The following is a 20,477-nucleotide window of genomic DNA, read 5'->3' as shown; positions in this document are numbered from 1 at the left end:
AGGCGCGTCGGGCGAAAGGGCTGCGACCTGGGACTTCCATGAATGTCATTCGCAACCTGTTGTGTTGCTGACAGATGTCACCCACTAGGTGTAGTGTTTTGCAGACCGAGAGAGCACGTCAGCCACGCGTCACGACGACCCCCTCTCGCCCGAATCACATAACTGTCATCACCGCTAGACCCCCGGGCCGTTGTCATCACCGTCGCGACCACCGCAGCGTCACTATCTCGAGGAGAAATCCATGGGCATCACCGTCTACACCAAGCCGGCATGTGTTCAGTGCAACGCCACCTACAAGGCGTTGGACAAGCAGGGCCTGGAGTACGAGATCGTCGACATCAGCGTCGACGACGAGGCCCGCGACTACGTGATGGCGTTGGGTTACCTGCAGGCGCCCGTCGTGGTGGTCGGCGACGATCACTGGTCGGGTTTCCGTCCCGATCGCATCAAGGCGCTCGCCACCGTCGCTGCCTGATCGCTCCCCACGTCCGTCGCCCCACCCGCTCGAGGAGGTCCATCGTGCCTGTCACGACCCGCGACCTCCCGGTGATCACCGAGTCGTCGGCGATCGCGCCCGACCCGCTGATCGTGTACTTCTCGAGCGTCTCGGAGAACACGCATCGGTTCGTGGAGAAGCTGGGGATGCGCTCGATGCGGATCCCGGTCACCGCCGACGTCATCGCCGTCGACGAGCCGTACGTGCTGATCTGTCCGACCTACGGCGGCGGCAAGCCGTCGGACGCCGGTGACGGACCGATCCGTGCGACCGGGGGCTTCGTGCCCAAGCAGGTCATCAGATTCCTGAACGACGAGCACAACCGTTCGTTGATCCGCGGTGTGATCGCCGCGGGGAACACGAACTTCGGCGAGGAGTTCTGCCACGCCGGAGATGTCATCTCGGCCAAGTGCCGGGTCCCGTATCTCTATCGCTTCGAACTGATGGGCACCGTCGAGGACGTCGAGCGCGTCCGAGCCGGTCTGGCGCGCTTCGCCGCCGACCGGCAACCGATGCCCGCCTGCTGACCGCCGACGTCCCGCCCTGAAGGGCCGCCGTCGATCAGATCGCCTCGCACACACAGCTTCTTGTCACGTCCCCCCGCGTGATGCCCCGACCTCGTACGCCATCCCCGAAAACAGGAGTTCTCCAGTGTCGCCAACCGTTACCCCCGTCAAAGACGCGACCGACGCCTCGGCGAGCAGTTCGGGTGTGCATCCCGGTCCGGCCGGACACGAGCCGGCCGAGATGGACTACCACTCGCTCAACGCGATGCTGAACCTGTACGACGCGGACGGGAAGATCCAGTTCGAGAAGGATCGCGAGGCGGCCAACCAGTACTTCCTGCAGCACGTCAACCAGAACACCGTCTTCTTCCACGATCTGGACGAGAAGCTCGACTACCTGGTGGAGGAGAACTACTACGAGCCCGAGGTCCTCGAGCGCTACGACCGCGAGTTCGTGAAGGACCTCTTCGGCTACGCCTACAAGAAGAAGTTCCGGTTCCCCACGTTCCTGGGGGCGTTCAAGTACTACACCTCGTACACGCTGAAGACGTTCGACGGGAAGCGCTACCTCGAGCGGTTCGAGGACCGCGTCTGCATGGTCGCGATGACCCTGGCCGACGGCGACACCGACCTCGCGCGCAACCTCGTCGACGAGATCATCTCCGGCCGCTTCCAGCCGGCCACCCCGACCTTCCTCAACTCGGGCAAGAAGCAGCGCGGCGAGCCGGTCTCGTGCTTCCTGCTGCGCATCGAGGACAACATGGAGTCGATCGGTCGGTCGATCAACTCCGCGCTGCAGCTGTCCAAGCGCGGCGGCGGAGTCGCGCTGCTGCTCAGCAACATCCGTGAGCACGGCGCGCCGATCAAGAAGATCGAGAACCAGTCCTCGGGCGTCATCCCGATCATGAAGCTGCTCGAGGACTCGTTCAGCTACGCCAACCAGCTCGGTGCCCGTCAGGGTGCCGGCGCGGTGTACCTGCACGCGCACCACCCCGACATCTACCGCTTCCTCGACACCAAGCGCGAGAACGCCGACGAGAAGATCCGCATCAAGACGCTGTCGCTGGGTGTCGTGATCCCCGACATCACCTTCGAGCTCGCCAAGCGCAACGACGACATGTACCTCTTCAGCCCGTACGACGTCGAGCGCGTCTACGGCGTGCCGTTCGCCGACATCAACGTCAGCGACAAGTACCACGAGATGGTCGAGGACCGCCGGATCCGCAAGACCAAGATCAAGGCGCGCGAGTTCTTCCAGACGCTGGCCGAGCTGCAGTTCGAGTCGGGCTACCCGTACATCATGTTCGAGGACACGGTGAACCGCGCCAACCCGATCGACGGCAAGATCACCCACTCGAACCTGTGCTCGGAGATCCTGCAGGTCTCGACCGCGTCGACGTTCAACGACGACCTGTCGTACTCGACTGTGGGCAAGGACATCTCGTGCAACCTCGGGTCGCTGAACATCGCGAAGACGATGGACTCGCCGGACTTCGGGCAGACCATCGAGACCTCCATCCGCGGCCTCACCGCGGTGAGCGATCAGACCGCGATCACCTCGGTCCCGTCGATCCAGGAGGGCAACAACAGCTCTCACGCGATCGGCCTCGGCCAGATGAACCTGCACGGCTACCTCGCCCGTGAGCGCGTCCACTACGGCAGCGAGGAGGGCATCGACTTCACGAACATCTACTTCTACACGGTGCTGTTCCACGCGATCCGTGCCTCGAACCTGATCGCCAAGGAGCGCGGACACGCGTTCGGCGGCTTTGAGAAGTCGAAGTACGCCAGCGGCGAGTTCTTCGACAAGTACACCGACCGCGCCTGGGAGCCGGCCACCGCCCGTGTCGCCGAGCTGTTCTCGGAGGCCGGCGTGCACATCCCGACCCAGGACGACTGGCGTCAGCTGCGGGCGTCGGTGCGCGAGCACGGCATCTACAACCAGAACCTGCAGGCCGTGCCGCCGACCGGATCGATCAGCTACATCAACCACTCCACCAGCTCGATCCACCCGGTGGCCGCGAAGGTCGAGATCCGCAAGGAAGGCAAGATCGGCCGCGTGTACTACCCGGCGCCGTACATGACCAACGACAACCTGGACTACTACCAGGACGCGTACGAGATCGGCTACGAGAAGATCATCGACACCTACGCCGCGGCGACGCAGCACGTCGATCAGGGCCTGAGCCTCACCCTGTTCTTCAAGGACACCGCCACCACGCGTGACGTCAACAAGGCGCAGATCTACGCATGGCGCAAGGGCATCAAGACGCTGTATTACATCCGCCTGCGCCAGCTCGCGCTGGAAGGCACCGAGGTGGAGGGTTGCGTCTCGTGCATGTTGTGACCGCTTGTTCTGCAACCACTCTCACCACCGACTCGATCAGCAGGAGCGCACGATGACGTCCACCCAGAGCCATTCGCCTGCCGATGGCGCGCCCATCAAGCTGGTCAGCCGGGTCTCGGCGATCAACTGGAACCGCGTCCCCGACGAGAAGGACGCCGAGGTCTGGGAGCGCCTGACCGGTAATTTCTGGCTGCCCGAGAAGGTGCCGGTGTCCAACGACATCCCGTCGTGGGGCACGCTCACCGAGGTCGAGAAGCAGCTCACGATGCGGGTGTTCACCGGCCTCACGCTGCTCGACACCATCCAGGGCACCGTCGGCGCGGTGTCGCTGATCCCCGATGCGGCCACCCCGCACGAGGAGGCGGTGCTTACCAACATCGCGTTCATGGAGTCGGTGCACGCCAAGAGCTACAGCTCGATCTTCTCGACGTTGTGCTCCACCAAGGACATCGACGAGGCGTTCCGCTGGTCGGAGGAGAACGTCAACGTCCAGCGCAAGGCCAACATCGTCATGGACTACTACCGTGGCGACGACCCGCTCAAGCGCAAGGTCGCCTCGACGCTGCTCGAATCGTTCCTGTTCTACTCGGGCTTCTACCTGCCCATGTACTGGTCGAGCCGCGCAAAGCTCACCAACACAGCCGATCTCATCCGTCTGATCATCCGCGACGAGGCCGTGCATGGTTACTACATCGGCTACAAGTACCAGCGTGCGCTGGAGGTGTGCACCCCCGAGCGTCGCCAGGAGCTCAAGGACTACACCTTCGAGCTGCTGTTCGAGCTGTACGACAACGAGACCGACTACACCGAGACCCTCTACGACGAGGTCGGGCTCACCGAGGACGTCAAGAAGTTCCTGCGCTACAACGCCAACAAGGCCCTGATGAACCTGGGTTACGAGGCGATGTTCCCGCGGGACGAGACCGACGTGAACCCGGCGATCCTCTCGGCGCTCTCACCCAACGCCGACGAGAACCACGACTTCTTCTCGGGGTCGGGCAGCTCGTACGTCATCGGCAAGGCCGTCAACACCGAAGACGACGACTGGGACTTCTAGGCAGCCTTCGGCTGGGACTTCTAGGCCCCAGCGACACACGCTCCACTTTCGACGAGACGCTCCGCTTGTAGGCGGAGCGTCTCTTCGTATCCGGAGCGTCTGCGAAGGGACTCAGACGACACCGCCGTTCACGCGGATGATCTGTCCACTGATCCAGCTGGCCCCGGGTGACGTGAGCAGTGCGACGGCGTCGGCGATCTCGCTCACTTGGCCGAGTCGGCCTGCGGGAGAGGCTTTCTCGATCGCGGCCAGCTGCTGGAGGGTCTTGCCATCGGCGAACATCTCCGACTGGACCAGGCCCGGTGCGACGGCATTGACCGTGATCCCGCGTGGCGCCAGTTCCTTCGCCGCGACTCGGGTGAACGTCTCCACCGCCGACTTCGCGGCGAGGTAGACGCCCATCCGCGGAGTGGTCACCGCGATCGCGGTGCTCGAGAGGTTCACGATGCGCCCACCGTCGGCGAGATGGCGGGCCGCCGCCCGCAACCCGTTGTAGGTTCCGCGCGCGCTGACGTCGAAGACTTGGTCGTAGGCGTCGTCGTCGAGTTCGGACAGTTCGCCCAGGACGCTGACGCCGGCGTTGTTGACCAGGATCCCGACCTCGCCGAATTCCGTTCGCGCCGCAGCGAACAGCTGCTCGACGTCCTCGGGCGACGCCACGTCACCCCGCGCGGCGATCGCCCTGCCACCCGCCCCGACGATGGATTGCACGGTGGCGTCGGCAGCGGCCGCCCCGTGGGCGTAGTTCACCAGCACCGGGTGTCCGTCGCGGGCGAGTCGTTCTGCGATGGCGCGGCCGATCGAGCGGGATCCTCCGGTGACGATGGCCGCGGGGCAGTCGTTGGTTGTCATGACAACCACGGTAGACCGGTACGGTTGTCACGACAACCGGCCGGTCGATACGGTGGCCCCATGACCTCCAGCGCGCGCCTCACCTCGACGGAACTCGCCCTGTGGCACCAGTTCAAGCTGGTGGGGGAGAAGGTGAACGCCGCGGTGGAGCGCGACATCCTCGCGGCATCCGACCTCACCGGACCGGAGTTCGGGGTGCTGACCCGTCTGGTCGATCTCGGCGACGGCACACTGCGCCAGGGGGAGTTGGCCATGTCGATGCGCTGGAACAAGAGCCGGCTGTCGCATCAGATCACCCGCATGGAGAAGCGAGGTCTGGTGACCCGCACGGCCGAGGGCTCGTCGGTGGTCACGGTCGGTATCACCGACACCGGCGAGCGTGCACTGCGTCCGGCCCGGCCTGCGCACGCGACATCGATCCGCGCACACCTCACCGAGAAGCTGACGGCGGATCAGCGAGCGGCACTGGCGTCAATTCTCGAGTCGCTTCTCCCCGACTGAACGACACACGCTCCACTTCTGAGGAGATGCTCCGCTTACAAGCGGAGCGTCTCTGTGTAAGCGGAGCGCCGGGAGCCGTCCCGCCGATCCGGTCCCGCGATGCGTTCTGTCAGCGGCGATGCACGACAGGCTCGATCACGAACGACAGTGGCGCTGTGCTCCCCCGCAGTGGCGGGAGGGACACCGTGTGATCGGTGGTGGTTCCGCGGGCGTCGTCGAACAGGCAATGACCGAAGAGGGTCACGATCGGACCGCCAACTGCCCTCAGATCGGCGCGGACCGCCCCGCGGAGCTCGATCGCGGTGCCCGGCGGCGCGACTATTGCCTGATGCACCGCGCGTGAGAGGTAGGGGTGCGCGGTGACCGAGGTCGACTCTCCCGAACGGGTCACCACCGGCGCCGGGACGTGGATCGGCGAGAACGACGGCGTCACCACGCGTTCGGCCACGCCGAGCCCGTTCGCGGGTTGTGTCGGATCCGGCTGCAGAACATCCGCGGAGGACGCCCCCGCGCCGAGCCACGCCGCGGCGGCCCACGCGGTACCGACCCCGACGCCGAGTGCGGCGAGCGGGAGTCGGCTCAGCGGACGACCTCATTGAGCTTGCCGGTCGCGACGTCGAAGACGAAACCGCGCAGCGAGGTGGTCTTGGTGACGAACGGGCTGTTCTCGATACGGGTGAGGGACTGCTTGACGTCCTCGTCGAGGTCGGGGAACGCCTCGGCCGACCAGTTCGGCTTCTGACCGATCTCGTCCTGGATGCCGCGCTTGAACTCGTCGTCGGTGAACGTGAGCATCCCGCAGTCGGTGTGGTGGATCAGGATGATCTCGGTGGTCCCGAGCAGTCGCTGGCTGATCGCGAGCGAGCGGATCTCGTCGTCGGTGATGACGCCACCGGCGTTGCGGATCACGTGCGCCTCACCCTCGTTCAGACCGAGGATGCCGTAGACGTTGAGTCGCGCGTCCATGCAGGCCACCACCGCGACGTGCTTGCTCGGCGGCAGGGGGAGAGGTCCGGAGAAGGAGGCGGCGTAGTCGGCGTTGTTGCTCAGCAGGTCATCGGTGACAGTCATGCACACATGCTCATCGGCTCATGTGTCGTGGAACACCCTTCGACCCACCGGGGGTCTAAGGGGTCAGCTCGACGAGTTCAGCGAACGGGTCGCGTCGCCCAGCACGACCGCCGCCGCGGCGAGTCCACCGGTGCCGTACCAGATGTCGTCGTCGACGACGAGGACACGGCTGTAGCCGGGGGCGCCCATGTCGAGCCAGCGGTCGCTGCGCATCACCGACGAGCCGTGTTCCTGGGCGGCCTTCGTCCGGAAACTGACGTAGATGAGGTCGGCGTCGGCGTCGGTGAAATTGTCGTCGTTCACCGTGATCGCGCCGGCGCCGCGCTGCGTCGCCGGGCGTTGGACACCCATCGCCGACAGGATGGTGCCCGCGAACGATCCGGTGCCCTCGATGGTCTCGCTGTTCTCACCGAAGCGCACCAGCCCGACCTGCGAGTGCGAGGCGTCGACCCGCAGTCCGGCGCGGCGGGCCTGCTCGGCGAAGGTGTCGAGGCGCCGTTGCCCGGTCTCGGCGCGGCCCAGGCCGTCGGCGACGGCGGCGAACTGTTCGCGCCAGCCCAGGTTGCGGTCGATGGTGACCGCCCGGCCACCGAACGCGGTCGCGCGCGACGCGTCGTAGCCGAGGACGACATCGGCGTCGGCGGCGCGCGCCGCGGCGGGCGACGGGTTCGTACCGATCGTGGGCAGCGACAACACCGAGGGGCCGAGGTTGCGGGCGATGGATCCGCGCTCGGCGGCGACCGCCACCACCTTCGACTGGATCCCGAGGGCGCAGACGGCGTCGAGCAGGGCAGGATCGGTGACCGCGATACGGGCGACATCGGACTGCCCGGAGTCGGGTGTCGACGGTGCGCCGCAGGCGTTGTCGAAGTTGCGTTCGGGTGCCACGAGGTACGCGTTGGCGATCTTGGTCGTCGTGGTGGTGACGTTGCCCTCTCCGGGCGGGGTGCCGGTGTCGCCGCACGCCGTCACGGTCAGGGCCGTCGCGGTCGCGACCGCGAGTGCCGCCACGATCGTCGATCGACGCTTGGAAATACCGTTCACCTGCAGTCTTCCGCTCCGGGCCCGAGGGTCGACCACCCTCATGTCGACGCTCACGCTAGCACCGTGTCCGGATCGTCCCGTGGCTCCGCCGCGCGGGCCGCCTCCGTAGTACGACAGAACGTAGGACCCGCTCGGCTCAGAGGGGTCTGAGGGTTTACGATCAACCCAGTGCACTTTGTTGTCGCGGGCTCTCGGGCCGCGCGCAGGCAGGAGGATCTGTGACCGCCGTAGACCAGCCCACCCAGGTGGCTCCGGTTAGGGCCTACCCCGACCGCACGGGTGCCAAGGGGTCGTTCATCTACAAGATGATCACGACGACCGACCACAAGATGCTCGGCATCATGTACCTCGTCACCTGTTTCGCGTTCTTCCTGATCGGCGGCCTCATGGCCCTGCTGATCCGTGGCGAGCTCGCCCACCCGGGCATGCAGTTCCTCTCCACCGAGCAGTACAACCAGCTCTTCACGATGCACGGCACGATCATGCTGCTGCTGTACGCGACCCCGATCGTCATCGGCTTCGCCAACGTGGTGCTGCCGCTGCAGATCGGCGCGCCCGACGTCGCGTTCCCCCGCCTCAACGCCTTCAGCTACTGGCTGTTCCTCTTCGGTGGCCTCATCGTGCTCGCCGGCTTCATCACCCCCGGTGGTGCCGCCGACTTCGGCTGGACCGCCTACACCCCGCTGACCGACGCCATCCACTCACCCGGCGCGGGCGCCGACCTGTGGATCATGGGCCTCGCGGTCGGTGGTCTCGGCACCATCCTCGGCGCGGTCAACATGGTCACCACCGTGGTCTGCCTCCGTGCACCCGGCATGACGATGTTCCGCATGCCGATCTTCACGTGGAACATCCTCGTGACCAGCGTCCTGATCCTGCTCGCGTTCCCGCTGCTCACCGCCGCGCTCATGGGCCTGGAGGTCGACCGACAGTTCGGCGCCCATCTCTATGACCCCGCCAACGGTGGCGTGATCCTGTGGCAGCACCTGTTCTGGTTCTTCGGTCACCCGGAGGTCTACATCATCGCGCTGCCGTTCTTCGGCATCGTCTCGGAGATCTTCCCGGTGTTCTCGCGCAAGCCGATCTTCGGGTACTCGACGCTGATCTACGCGACGCTGGCCATCGCGGCGCTGTCGGTCGCGGTGTGGGCGCACCACATGTACGCCACGGGCGCGGTGTTGCTGCCGTTCTTCGCCTTCATGACGTTCGTGATCGCGGTGCCCACCGGGGTCAAGTTCTTCAACTGGATAGGCACGATGTGGAAGGGGCATCTGACGTTCGAGACGCCGATGCTCTTCTCCGTCGGCTTCCTCGTAACGTTCCTCTTCGGTGGCCTCACCGGTGTGCTGCTCGCCAGCCCGCCGCTGGACTTCCACCTGTCCGACAGCTACTTCGTGGTGGCGCACTTCCACTACGTCCTCTTCGGCACCATCGTGTTCGCCACCTACGCGGGCATCTACTTCTGGTTCCCGAAGATGACCGGCCGCATGATGGACGAGAAGCTGGGCAAGATCCACTTCTGGCTCACCTTCATCGGCTTCCACACGACCTTCCTGGTGCAGCACTGGCTGGGCAACGAGGGCATGCCGCGTCGCTACGCCGACTACCTTCCGTCGGACGGGTTCACGACGCTCAACGTCGTGTCCACGGTCGGTGCCTTCATCCTGGGCCTGTCCACGCTGCCCTTCCTGTGGAACGTGTTCCGCAGCTACCGCTACGGCGAGGTCGTGACCGTCGACGATCCGTGGGGCTTCGGCAACTCGCTCGAATGGGCCACCAGCTGCCCGCCGCCGCGTCACAACTTCACCGAGCTGCCCCGGATCCGTTCGGAGCGTCCGGCCTTCGAGCTGCACTACCCGCACATGATCGAGCGGATGCACGCCGAGGCGCACGTCGGCCAGGCGAGCAAGCACATGGAAGAGGCCAAGCGCGATCCGGTCACCGTGGGCTCGCACGAGTCGTCAGCGGACTCCGACCCGAGCTGACATGTCACCCGACCTCGCGTCGGGCACCGATGGAGACACTCCGATGACCTCGCCGGGTACGGCCGTGCTCATCACCGTGACCGGTCCGGATCGTCGGGGCGTCACCTCGGTGCTGCTCGGGGCGCTGTCGCGGCACGGTGTCGACCTGCTCGACGTCGAGCAGGTCGTCATCCGCGGACGCCTCACCCTCGGTGTGCTGGTGCTGTGCTCCGGCGACCCGGAGAGCCTGCAGGACACCGTCGAGCAGGCGATGAGTTCCATCGACATGGACGTCAGCGTCGATGTCGGTGCCGATCCCGGTGTACGGACGGTGTCGTCGCACGCGGTGGTGATGCTGGGCAACCCGGTCACCGCCAGGGCGTTCAGCGCCGTCGCGACCGATCTCGCCGCCCAGGGCGGCAACATCGACTCCATCCGCGGGATCGCCGACTACCCGCTGACCGGTCTCGAACTGCTCATCAGCGTCAGCCGCGACGACGTGGCCGCCGACGCGGCCCTGCGCAAGGGGCTGGCCAAGATCGCCACGCGTCACGGCATCGACGTCGCCGTGGAGCGCGCCGGGCTGGCGCGACGCTCCAAGCGGCTCATCGTGTTCGACGTCGACTCGACGCTCATCCAGGGCGAGGTCATCGAGATGCTCGCCGCGAAGGCCGGTCGTGAGGCCGAGGTCGCCGCGGTCACCGAGGCCGCCATGCGCGGGGAACTCGACTTCGCTGAGTCCCTGCACCAGCGGGTGGCGGCCCTGGCCGGGCTCGATGCCGCGGTGATCGACGAGGTCGCGGCGTCACTGGAACTCACGCCGGGCGCGCGGACCACCATCCGCACGCTGCACCGCCTCGGCTACCACTGCGGTGTGGTCTCGGGCGGTTTCCGCCAGGTGATCGACCCGCTGGCCCACGACCTCGAACTCGATTTCGTGCGCGCGAACACCCTCGAGATCGTCGACGGCAAGCTCACCGGACGCGTGATCGGCGAGATCATCGACCGCCCCGGCAAAGCGATCGCGTTGCGTGCGTTCGCCGATCAGGTGGGCGTGCCGATGGAGCAGACCGTCGCCGTCGGCGACGGCGCCAACGACATCGACATGTTGACCGTGGCCGGCCTCGGGATCGCCTTCAACGCCAAACCCGCGCTGCAGGAGGTCGCCGACGCCGCCCTGTCGCACCCCTTCCTCGACGCCGTCCTGTTCATCCTCGGCGTCACCCGCGACGAGATCGAGGCGGCCGACGCCCTCGACGGCATGCTGCGCCGCGTCCCGCTCACCTGACACGGCCCTCTCAGACCCATGACCTTCGCCGATCGGTATCGACTGGTGTCCCGGCGGCACGGGGGCGCACGCGACCCCGCCGACCCCAGCCGCGTGCTCGCGATGCCGCTCGTGCTGCGTATCGAGAAGGGTGATCCGCCGCCCCGCCGCGACCTGCTCACCGCGGCCGCACGGGCGAGCGTGCTGCTCTGCCTCGACGACCGCGTCGACCCCGTGACGGATCCCGACCCTGCTGCTGACTTCGACACCGCACCTCGACCGGGGCCGTGGCACGATCCCGTCGCGGATTGGTGTGGGGCGAGAATCCGCAAGATCAGCCGCCGGGCCCGCGGCGCGCACTGGATCGCGGCGCAGGAGGTCGATGGGCTCACCGTCACCTCCGGTGCGGCGCAGGCCCGCGCGATCGTGCCGGGACCCGTCGGTGATCTCGACCGCCGCATCGCCCGACTGCAGATCGGCGGCACCGACGTCGAGGGAGACCTCGACTCCGTCACCGCCGACATCGAGGACCTCGTCCTGTGGGTCAACCCCGGTCTCGACATGACCGTCGGCAAGCTCGCCGCCCAGGTGGGTCACGGCGCAATGCTCGCGGCCGCGTTGTACCCGGTCGACGACTGCGAGACCTGGTGGCGTGCAGGGTGTCCGCTCACGGTCGCCGTCCCGACACCCGAGGTCTTCGCGCGTGCCCTCGACGCCGACGGCCGGGACACCATCGCGGTGCGCGACGCAGGGTTCACCGAGGTGGAGCCCGGATCGGTCACCGTCGTCGCCGCGCGTGGCGCCTTCATGCCCGTCGCAGACCGCGGCCACACATCCTCGCCTCGAGGATGAGAGGGTTCGGGACATGAGCGAACTGCCCGACTGGGCGCATCACCTGGATCTGCAGCCACACCCGGAGGGCGGCTGGTTCCGCGAGACGTGGCGCAGCGACCTCGTGCTGCCCGAATCGGTCCTGGCCGCGGCCACCCCCGGGGGATACGTCGGCGACCGCGCCGCCGGTACCGCGATCCTGTTCCTGTTGCCCGCGGGCGAGGAATCGGCGTGGCACACCGTACGTGGCGCCGAGATCTGGCTGCACCACCGGGGCGCACCGGTGGAATTGGTGCTCGGCGAGGCGGGGCAGGCCCCCGCGGACGAGACGAGGGTGCTCCTCGGCCCCGACATCGCCGGCGGCCAGACCCCGCAGCACGTGGTGCCCCCGGGCGTCTGGCAACGGGCGCGCTCGGGTGACGACGAGGCCTCCCTGGTGAGCTGCATCGTGGTCCCCGGGTTCGACTTCGCCGACTTCGCCCTCGCCTGACGACCCACCGGCGAAAACCACCGCCCACCCGAGTCGGAACCCGACACACGCGCCGCGGTGCGGCACGATGGGGACGTGCCCGACCCCGCTGCGCCCCACACCGATCTCACCCCGCCGCCCACGCCCGATCCCGATCTGCTCGTCGACTTCACCGACGTCACGCTGGTCCGGGGTGGGACGACACTCGTCGGGCCCATCACCTGGCAGGTGGAACTCGACGAACGATGGGTCGTCCTGGGACCCAACGGTGCCGGCAAGACCTCGCTGATGCGGATGGCCGCGGCCGAGACGCACCCGACCTCGGGTACCGCGAACCTGCTCGGTGAACGCCTCGGCCACACCGACATCCGTGACCTCTCGACCCGGATCGGCGTCACGTCGTCGATGCTGGCCGAACGCATCCCCGACGACGAGGTGGTGACCGACCTGGTCATCTCCGCCGGGTACTCGGTGCTGGGCCGGTGGCGCGAGCAGTACGAGGATGTCGACCGCTCCCAGGCGGTCGAGACGCTGGAGTCGATGGGTGCCGAGCACCTCGCCGACCGGCGCTTCGGCACCCTGTCGGAGGGGGAGCGCAAACGGGTCCTCATCGCCCGGGCACTGATGACCGATCCGGAGCTGCTCCTGCTCGACGAACCGGCCGCGGGACTCGACCTCGGCGGGCGCGAGGAACTCGTCGCCCGACTCGGTGTCCTGGCCGCCGATCCCGACGCGCCCGCGACCGTTCTCATCACCCACCACGTCGAGGAGATACCCGAGGGTTTCACCCACGCCATGCTGCTCTCGCAGGGCGCGGTGGTGGCGCAGGGACTGCTCGACGACGTGCTCACGGCCGAGAACCTGACCGCCGCCTTCAGTCAGACGATCGCCCTCGACCGCATCGACGGTCGGTGGTTCGCACGTCGTGCCCGCCGTGCGGGAGGCCATCGGCGGGCCCGCGAATGAGCGGCCCGGGCGACTTCCGGCCCGTCGACGATCCCGAGTCGGTGCCGGTGCGCGACGCCGCGACCGTGGTCCTCGTGCGCGATGCTCCCGCCGACGACACCCACGGTGCGGGCATCGAGGTGTTCCTGATCCAGCGGGTGGCACAGATGGCGTTCGCCGGTGGCATGACGGTGTTCCCCGGTGGCGGCGTCGATCCGCGCGACGCCGAGGCCGACATCGCCTGGTCTGGACCCCAACCTGACTGGTGGGCAGCGCAATTCGGCTCCGGCGACAGCGAGCCGCTGGCCCAGTCTCTGGTGTGTGCGGCCGTGCGCGAGACATTCGAGGAGTGCGGCGTACTGCTCGCCGGCTCGGGTGCGCACGACGTGCTCTCGGACACCTCGGTCCACGATCCGGCCCGCGGCGACCTCGTCGACAAGACGATCTCGCTGGCCGGGTTCCTGCGCGACAACGACCTCGTGCTGCGGGCCGATCTCCTGGCGCCGTTGGCGCACTGGATCACCCCGCTGGGGGAGCGGCGCCGCTACGACACCCGCTTCTTCCTCGCCGTGCTGCCGCCGGGACAGGTTGCCGACGACCGCACCACCGAGGCCGCCTCGGCCGGCTGGCACCGCATCGACACCGTCATGGCGCGCTGGCGGGCTCGCGAGGCGTTCCTGCTACCGCCGACATGGGCCCAACTCGATCACCTCGCGCGCTTCGACACCGTCGCCGATCTCATGGCCGCGCCCCGCACGATCGAGACCATCACGCCGACACTGATCTCCGACGGCAGCGCGGTGCGCATCGAGTTCGACGGATCGGACCGCTACGGCGACCTGTGACGCCGGAGACTCCTCACCAGATCCGAACCCGTTGCGCCTCGGGCAGATACAGCGCGTCACTCGGGGTCACGCCGAAGGTGGAGTAGAAGTCGGGGAGGTTGCGCACCACCTGATTGCATCGGAACTCGCCGGGTGAGTGCGGGTCGGTGGCGAGCTGCTCGGCCAGGGCGGCGGGCCGGTCCTTGCTCCGCCAGATGCGCGCCCACGACAGGAACACGTCGGTCCGGTCGAAGTCCTTCTGACCGTCTTTCTCCGCAGCGATCGACGCCGCCGACAACGCGATCGACAACCCGCCGAGGTCGGCGAGGTTCTCGCCGACGGTGAGCGCGCCGTCGACGTGCTGATCGGGTTTGAGTCCCCGGGGCACCAGCACGTTGTACTGGGCGATGAGGGCGTCGGATTTCTTGGTGAACGCCGCCCGATCGGCCGCGGTCCACCAGTCACGCAGGTTGCCGTCGCCGTCGTACTGCGAGCCCTGATCGTCGAAACCGTGGCCGATCTCGTGACCGATGACCGCGCCGATCCCGCCGTAGTTGACCGCGATCTCGGCGTCGGGACTGAAGAAGGGGGACTGCAGGATCGCCGCGGGGAACACGATCTCGTTGAACGTCGGGTCGTAGTAGGCGTTGACGGTCTGCGGCGTCATCTGCCAGTCGTCCTTGTTGACCGTCGTCCCGAGCTTGTCGACCTGACGCTTGGACTCGAACGCGTAGCCCTGGCGGTAGTTGGCGATGATGTCGGTCCGGCTGATGGTGACGTCGGAGTAGTCGCGCCACTTGTCGGGGTAGCCGATCTTGACGTTGATCTTGCCCAGCTTCGTCAGCGCCTCCTTGCGCGTCGCGTCGCTGAACCAGTCGATCTTCTCGAAGCTGCGCTTGTACGCCTCGAGCAGGTTCCCGACCAGTTCCTTGGCGTCGGATTTCGCGGTCGACGAGAAGTGCTGCTTCACGTACTTCTTGCCCAGGGCCTCCCCGAGCAGGGTGTCGACCACGGACACACCGCGCTTCCAGCGTTCGGGTTGCTGCTCGACGCCGTTGAGGGTCTTGCTGAAGAAGTCGAAGTAGGCGTCGGCGAACGGCGGGGAGAGATAGCGGGCGTAGCTGCGCAGCACGATCATGCGGATGTAGTCGCGCAGGGTCTCGATGGGGGTGTCGCGCCACACTGTGCCGACGGTCGCGCTCACCTTGTTCCCGGTCAGCACGACGCGCGAGAACTGCTGCTGGGTCGCGCCGAGACCCGAACGCCATGCCTCCCAGTCCATACCGGGCGCCTCGGCGGTGAACTCTGCCCACGTCTTCGGGTTGTAGGTCGCCTTCGCGTCGCGACTCTCGACGGTGGTGAGGTGTCCCTTCGCGACCGCGGTCTCGACCGACATGGCGCGGGTGGCGACACCGGCGGGATCGGCGAGGCCGGCCTCGCGGGCGAGGGTGGTGAGGAATGCGACGTACTGGGTACGTGTCTGGGCGTAGCTGTCCTCGCGGTAATAGGACTCGTCGGGTAGTCCGATGCCGGACTGGACGATGTTGGCGACGTATCGGGTGGCGTTCTCCTGGTCGGGCGCCACGTAGAAGTCGATGATCCCGGAACCACCCGCCGTCGAGAGGGAGGCGAGGCCCTGTGTCAGTTGAGTTTTGGTCTGTGCCGCGGAGATGGCGTCGAGCAGCGGGGTCACGGGGGTGACCCCGGCCGCGGCGATCGCCGCGGTGTCCATGTAGCTGGCGTAGAGGTCGCGCACCTTTGCGTCCTCGCCGGTGGCCGAGGCGGGGATCTTCTCGATGATGGCGCGCAACTGTTCCCGCGCGGTGTCGTCGAGCTCGGTGAACGTCGCGAAACCCGCCTTGTCGGCGGGGATCTGGTAGGTCGTCAGCCAGCTGCCGTTGACGTGGCGGTACAGATCGTTCTGCACTCGCACGGCGTTGTCGGCGCCGGACAGGTCGGGGGTGATGGTGCGACGCGGGGCCGAATCGTCCCCGCAGGCGGCCAGGAACCCGGCGGCCACCACACCGCCCACCGAGGCGAGAAACGCACGGCGTCCCAGCACCAGGGGGCCCCGTACGGGTGCGGCGGACAGGTCGGCGCGGGGGTGCATCACGAGTGGTGTTCTCCGTTCGCTGGTGTGGACGTGCTGTCGGACGTGTCCGGGTGGGCCTCGGGTTCCGGGGGATCGTCCGACTCGGCGGTCACGCCGTCACGGTCGGCCCACTCGAGCAGCGTGTCGAGACGGTGTGCGACGTCGTCGATCTCGGCGTGCAGGTCTCCGATCCGTGCGAACCGCTCTGGCACGGTGGCGATGGTGAAGTCCCGCGGGTCGACGTCGTCGATCTCCGACCACTCGATCGGTGTCGAGACGGTCGCGTCGGGGTTGCCGCGCACCGAGTAGGCGGCGGCGATGGTGTGGTCGCGGGTGTTCTGGTTGTAGTCGACGAACACCGCGGTCGGGTCGCGGTCCTTGCGCCACCAGGTGGTGGTGACGTCGGCGGGGTTGCGGCGCTCCATTTCTCGGGCGAAGGCGAGGGCGGCGCGGCGGACATCGGTGAACGACCATTCCGGTTCGATGCGGACGTAGACGTGCAGGCCCGACCCGCCCGAGGTCTTGGGGAACCCCCGGATGCCGAGCTCGTCGAGCACCTCGTGGGCGACGTGGGCGGTGCGACGGACCTTGTCGAAGTCGCAGTCGGGCATCGGGTCGAGATCGATCCGCCACTCGTCGGGCTTCTCGGTGTCGAATCTGCGGGAGTTCCACGGGTGGAACTCCACGGTCGACATCTGCACGGCCCACGCGACCGACGCCAGTTCGGTGACGCACACCTCGTCGGCGGTGCGCCCGTAGCGAGGGAAGTAGATCTCGACGGTCTCGAGCCAGTCCGGGGCGCCGGCCGGGATGCGTTTCTGATGCACCTTCTGTCCGGACACGCCCTTCGGATAGCGGTGCAGCATGCAGGGGCGGTCCCGCAGGGCGCGGACGATTCCGTCGCCCACCGACAGGTAGTACTCGACGAGGTCGAGCTTGGTCTCGCCGCGGGTGGGGAAGTAGACACGGTCGGGGCTCGAGACACGCACCGTCCGGTCACCCACGGTCAGCTCGACGGGAGAGCCGGCGGATTGGGCTGCCATGGATCGACCCTAGGCGACGGCGACCGGCGTCGAGGGCCGACGCGTGAGATCGTGACCGTCTCGAACTACCCGAGCACCCGGCGCACGGCCGCGATCTGGGAATCGACGAACGCGCGCGCCACCGCGGTCCGCGCCGCGAAGACGTCGAAAGCATGGAAGGCGCCGGGGACGACCTCGGTCTCGACCGGGACGCCCGCGTCGGCGAGGCGGCGGGCGTAGGCGAGGTCCTCGTCATGGAACAGGTCGTGGGTACCGACCCCGATCCAGGTCGGCGGCAGGCCGGTGAGGTCGGTGCGGCGGGCCGGTACCGCCGTGGCCCGGTCGGCGTCGCCGAGGTAGGCCGACCAGCCGTAGACGTTGCTGCGCGCGCTCCACAGATGGTGCGAGCCCGCCTGCTCGGGCGGAGTGGCGACGGTGCGGTCGTCGAGCATGGGGTAGACGAGGAGTTGGAACGCCGGGGTCACCTCACCGCGGTCGTGCGCGAGGTTGACCAGTGCGGCCGCCAGCCCGCCGCCGGCACTCGCCCCCGCGACGACGATGCGTGCAGGATCCACGGTCGGTTGCCGGGCCAGCCACGTCAGGGCGGCATAACAGTCCTCGAGACCTGCCGGATAGGGGTGATCGGGCGCCAACCGGTACTCCACCGACGCCACGAGCAGCTCGAGTCTCTCGGCGTAGGTGCGGCAGATGGCGTCGTCCTGGCGCGCCGTACCGATCACGTAGCCGCCGCCGTGCATCCACACCAGGGCGGGCGTCGTCGTCCCGGGTGTGCGCGGGCCGAACAGGCGTATCGACGCGGTCTCCGACACCGCCACGGTCTCCACGCGGCGGTCGGGGATGAGCGACACCACGCCCGTGGCCGCACGGATGAGACGGCTCGACGTCGGCCCGATCGGGTTGGCGGGCAGCGCGCGTGTCCACCGCGGCAGATCGGGGTGCACAGCGGTGGGGTCGGTCGGTGTCGACATCGGGCCATCATCGCCGCTCGGGGGTTGTCCCGGGGCGTGTTCGGCGGGTGTCGTCGCGGGGCGGACGGGGACGCCACCCGACGATGTCGAACCAGCCGCACTACCGGTAGCCTGCGTCCATGCCCGAATTCGTCACCCTCGAGACCAGCGCCGATCACCCCGGAGTCGGGACGATCCTGTTGAACCGGCCGCCGATGAACGCCCTCAACCGGCAGGTCCAGCAGGAGCTCGCCGACGCCGCGCTCGCCGCGACCGAGGACGACGCGATCAAGGCCGTCGTCGTCTACGGCGGGCCGAAGGTGCTCGCCGCCGGCGCCGACATCAAAGAGATGAACGACATGACGTTCGCCGAGATGAGCAAGGTCGCCGGGCGGCTGCAGTCGGGCCTCGGCGCGATCGCCTCGATCCCCAAGCCGACCGTCGCGGCCATCACCGGATACGCCCTCGGCGGTGGACTCGAGGTCGCCCTCGGCGCCGATCGCCGCATCGCCGGCGACAACGCCAAGCTCGGCGTGCCCGAGATCCTGCTGGGTGTGATCCCCGGCGGCGGCGGTACGCAGCGGCTCGCGCGTCTCATCGGCGCGCCCCGCGCCAAGGACATGGTGTTCACCGGTCGGTTCGTCGGCGCCGAGGAGGCGCTGCAGATCGGTCTGGTCGACGAGGTCGTCGCGCCCGACGAGGTCTACAACGCCGCGCTCGCGTGGGCCGCGAAGTTTGCCGGGGCGGCGAGCGTCGCGCTCGCCGCGGCGAAGGCCGCCATCGACGAGGGCCTCGACACCGACCTCGACACCGGACTCAAGATCGAGGCGCACCTGTTCGCCGCGCTGTTCGCCACCGAGGACCGCGCCATCGGCATGAAATCGTTCGTCGACAACGGGCCGGGCAAGGCCTCCTTCACCGGTAAGTGAGCCGCAGATGACCGCCTCCCCGCACGATCCCGCGCCCAATCCCCACGCCTCGGCCGAGCAGGTCCAGGCCGCACTCGCCGACACCAAACTCGCCCAGGTGCTCTACCACGACTGGGAGGCCGAGACCTACGACGAGAAGTGGTCGATCTCCTACGACGAGCGCTGCATCGACTACGCCCGTGGGCGTTTCGACGCCGCCGGCGCCACCGAGTCGCTGCCCTACGGGCGTGCCCTCGAACTCGGTTGCGGCACCGGCTTCTTCCTTCTCAACCTCATGCAGTCAGGTGTCGCCGAGCGCGGCTCGGTGACCGATCTGTCGCCGGGCATGGTCAAGGTCGCGTTGCGCAACGGGAAGAACCTCGGCCTCGATGTCGACGGTCGCGTCGCCGACGCCGAGACCATCCCCTACGAGGACGACACCTTCGACCTCGTGGTGGGACACGCTGTCCTGCACCACATCCCCGACGTCGAGCAGGCGTTGCGCGAGGTGCTCCGCGTGCTCAAGCCGGGTGGGCGTTTCATCTTCGCGGGTGAGCCGTCGACCATCGGCGATTTCTACGCGCGCTGGCTCAGTCGTGCCACCTGGGCGGCGACGACCACCGTGACCAAGCTGGGGCCACTGCAGTCGTGGCGGCGACCGCAGGCCGAACTCGACGAGTCCTCCCGCGCCGCCGCGCTCGAGGCCGTCGTCGACATCCACACCTTCGATCCCGCGGGCCTGGAGTCGATCTCACGCAGTGCAGGTGCGGTCGAGGTGTCGACCACCACCGAGGAGTTCGCTGCGGCGATGCTCGGGTGGCCGGTGCGCACCTTCGAGGCCGCGGTGCCGCCGGAGAAGCTCGGCTGGGGCTGGGCGCGTTTCGCGTTCGGCGGCTGGAAGCGCCTCACCTGGCTCGACGAGAACGTCCTCCGCAAGGTCGTCCCCCCGAAGTTCTTCTACAACATCGTCATCACCGGCCGGAAGCCCGCGTAGTTTGCGCTGACTGTGTGGAATCGGCGGCGGAAACGCAATCACTGCGCGACGTGAGCCAGAGATGCTGACCGTGTGGAATCGGCGGCGGAAACGCAATCACTGCGCGACGTGAGCCAGAGATGCTGACTGTGTGGAAACGGACGCCGAGTGTGCTGACAACACACCGCACGCCGACAACGAAACAACGCACACTCGGCGTCCGGCTTCCGCACCGTCAGCGGCAGTAGAACGCAACCACCCACCCGAAATACACTCACGTTCAACACTATTCACTGATTTCAATCCTCCCACCCCTCGAACACGCGTGCTAGAATAGACG

Annotated in this window: 20 protein-coding genes; 13 read left to right on the top strand and 7 right to left on the bottom strand. The window is 67.7% G+C overall.

All coding sequences use genetic code 11. From position 1 onward, the window contains the following. Window positions 1–241 precede the first annotated feature (241 nt). The 4 genes from OG579_RS05840 to nrdF all read left to right on the top strand — a co-directional run bounded on the left by OG579_RS05840 (window position 242) and on the right by nrdF (window position 4,406). Entirely contained in the window at window positions 242–475 is a 234-nt protein-coding gene (locus OG579_RS05840) for a redoxin NrdH (protein ID WP_045823416.1), read from the top strand. 44 nt (window positions 476–519) lie between these two features. Further along, window positions 520–1,023: a class Ib ribonucleoside-diphosphate reductase assembly flavoprotein NrdI gene (gene nrdI, locus OG579_RS05835; protein WP_328858415.1), complete on the top strand. Its 504-nt coding sequence runs from the start codon at window positions 520–522 to the stop codon at window positions 1,021–1,023. Between the two features lie 124 nt (window positions 1,024–1,147). Beyond that, entirely contained in the window at window positions 1,148–3,349 is a 2,202-nt protein-coding gene (gene nrdE / locus OG579_RS05830; protein WP_045823415.1) for a class 1b ribonucleoside-diphosphate reductase subunit alpha, read from the top strand. A gap of 52 nt (window positions 3,350–3,401) precedes the next feature. After that, window positions 3,402–4,406, top strand: a complete 1,005-nt coding sequence (gene nrdF, locus OG579_RS05825) for a class 1b ribonucleoside-diphosphate reductase subunit beta (protein WP_045823414.1) — start codon at window positions 3,402–3,404, stop codon at window positions 4,404–4,406. Window positions 4,407–4,517: 111 nt separating this feature from the next. Here nrdF and OG579_RS05820 read toward each other — a convergent pair whose 3' ends face one another. Next, complete coding sequence (locus OG579_RS05820; protein ID WP_328858414.1) at window positions 4,518–5,258, bottom strand: SDR family oxidoreductase; 741 nt, start codon at window positions 5,256–5,258, stop codon at window positions 4,518–4,520. Window positions 5,259–5,318: 60 nt separating this feature from the next. On the opposite strand from OG579_RS05820, the gene OG579_RS05815 reads away from it, so the two are divergent. Further along, the gene (locus OG579_RS05815) at window positions 5,319–5,759 is read left to right on the top strand and encodes a MarR family winged helix-turn-helix transcriptional regulator (protein WP_328858413.1); all 441 of its coding nucleotides are present in this window, start codon (window positions 5,319–5,321) and stop codon (window positions 5,757–5,759) included. Window positions 5,760–5,868: 109 nt separating this feature from the next. Here OG579_RS05815 and OG579_RS05810 read toward each other — a convergent pair whose 3' ends face one another. The 3 genes from OG579_RS05810 to OG579_RS05800 all read right to left on the bottom strand — a co-directional run bounded on the left by OG579_RS05810 (window position 5,869) and on the right by OG579_RS05800 (window position 7,874). After that, window positions 5,869–6,207 carry a hypothetical protein gene (locus OG579_RS05810; RefSeq protein WP_328858412.1) on the bottom strand — a complete coding sequence of 113 codons (339 nt, stop codon included), beginning with the start codon at window positions 6,205–6,207 and terminating at the stop codon, window positions 5,869–5,871. A 131-nt stretch (window positions 6,208–6,338) separates the two neighbouring features. Beyond that, window positions 6,339–6,830, bottom strand: a complete 492-nt coding sequence (locus OG579_RS05805) for a beta-class carbonic anhydrase (RefSeq protein ID WP_045823447.1) — start codon at window positions 6,828–6,830, stop codon at window positions 6,339–6,341. 63 nt (window positions 6,831–6,893) lie between these two features. Continuing rightward, the gene (locus OG579_RS05800; RefSeq protein WP_328858411.1) at window positions 6,894–7,874 is read right to left on the bottom strand and encodes an ABC transporter substrate-binding protein; all 981 of its coding nucleotides are present in this window, start codon (window positions 7,872–7,874) and stop codon (window positions 6,894–6,896) included. 218 nt (window positions 7,875–8,092) lie between these two features. Here OG579_RS05800 and ctaD point away from each other — a divergent pair, with 218 nt between their 5' ends. From ctaD to OG579_RS05770, 6 genes are all read left to right on the top strand, one after another. Next, complete coding sequence (ctaD, locus tag OG579_RS05795) at window positions 8,093–9,859, top strand: aa3-type cytochrome oxidase subunit I (protein ID WP_045823411.1); 1,767 nt, start codon at window positions 8,093–8,095, stop codon at window positions 9,857–9,859. 43 nt (window positions 9,860–9,902) lie between these two features. Further along, window positions 9,903–11,126 (top strand): phosphoserine phosphatase SerB, encoded by a 1,224-nt coding sequence (gene serB / locus OG579_RS05790; protein WP_150116526.1) that lies wholly within the window; start codon window positions 9,903–9,905, stop codon window positions 11,124–11,126. A gap of 18 nt (window positions 11,127–11,144) precedes the next feature. Beyond that, on the top strand, window positions 11,145–11,957 hold the full coding sequence (locus OG579_RS05785) for an aminoacyl-tRNA hydrolase (RefSeq protein WP_328858410.1): 813 nt from the start codon (window positions 11,145–11,147) through the stop codon (window positions 11,955–11,957). 13 nt (window positions 11,958–11,970) lie between these two features. Beyond that, window positions 11,971–12,426 carry a cupin domain-containing protein gene (locus OG579_RS05780; protein ID WP_328858409.1) on the top strand — a complete coding sequence of 152 codons (456 nt, stop codon included), beginning with the start codon at window positions 11,971–11,973 and terminating at the stop codon, window positions 12,424–12,426. 75 nt (window positions 12,427–12,501) lie between these two features. Continuing rightward, window positions 12,502–13,371: an ABC transporter ATP-binding protein gene (locus OG579_RS05775; RefSeq protein WP_328858408.1), complete on the top strand. Its 870-nt coding sequence runs from the start codon at window positions 12,502–12,504 to the stop codon at window positions 13,369–13,371. After that, a complete protein-coding gene (locus OG579_RS05770) occupies window positions 13,368–14,195 on the top strand; it encodes an NUDIX hydrolase (protein ID WP_328858407.1) in 828 nt (275 codons plus the stop codon). Before OG579_RS05775 ends, OG579_RS05770 begins: the two co-directional genes overlap by 4 nt. A gap of 13 nt (window positions 14,196–14,208) precedes the next feature. Here OG579_RS05770 and OG579_RS05765 read toward each other — a convergent pair whose 3' ends face one another. The 3 genes from OG579_RS05765 to OG579_RS05755 form a co-directional block, all read right to left on the bottom strand. Then, window positions 14,209–16,284, bottom strand: coding sequence for a M13 family metallopeptidase (locus tag OG579_RS05765; RefSeq protein ID WP_328859167.1), 2,076 nt, complete (start codon window positions 16,282–16,284; stop codon window positions 14,209–14,211). Then, window positions 16,284–17,309 (bottom strand): non-homologous end-joining DNA ligase, encoded by a 1,026-nt coding sequence (gene ligD / locus OG579_RS05760; RefSeq protein WP_328858406.1) that lies wholly within the window; start codon window positions 17,307–17,309, stop codon window positions 16,284–16,286. The genes OG579_RS05765 and ligD overlap by 1 nt, the downstream gene beginning before the upstream one ends. 65 nt (window positions 17,310–17,374) lie before the next feature. Then, on the bottom strand, window positions 17,375–18,277 hold the full coding sequence (locus OG579_RS05755; protein WP_328858405.1) for an alpha/beta hydrolase: 903 nt from the start codon (window positions 18,275–18,277) through the stop codon (window positions 17,375–17,377). A gap of 119 nt (window positions 18,278–18,396) precedes the next feature. Here OG579_RS05755 and OG579_RS05750 point away from each other — a divergent pair, with 119 nt between their 5' ends. Both OG579_RS05750 and OG579_RS05745 read left to right on the top strand, forming a co-directional pair. Then, a complete protein-coding gene (locus OG579_RS05750) occupies window positions 18,397–19,185 on the top strand; it encodes an enoyl-CoA hydratase/isomerase family protein (protein ID WP_328858404.1) in 789 nt (262 codons plus the stop codon). 7 nt (window positions 19,186–19,192) lie between these two features. Then, entirely contained in the window at window positions 19,193–20,158 is a 966-nt protein-coding gene (locus OG579_RS05745) for a class I SAM-dependent methyltransferase (protein ID WP_045823404.1), read from the top strand. Window positions 20,159–20,477: the final 319 nt, after the last annotated feature.

Origin of the sequence: Williamsia herbipolensis, from assembly GCF_036153515.1 — a bacterium.
GTDB classification, from domain to species: domain Bacteria; phylum Actinomycetota; class Actinomycetes; order Mycobacteriales; family Mycobacteriaceae; genus Williamsia_A; species Williamsia_A herbipolensis.
This window is presented reverse-complemented; position numbering and strand designations above follow the sequence as displayed.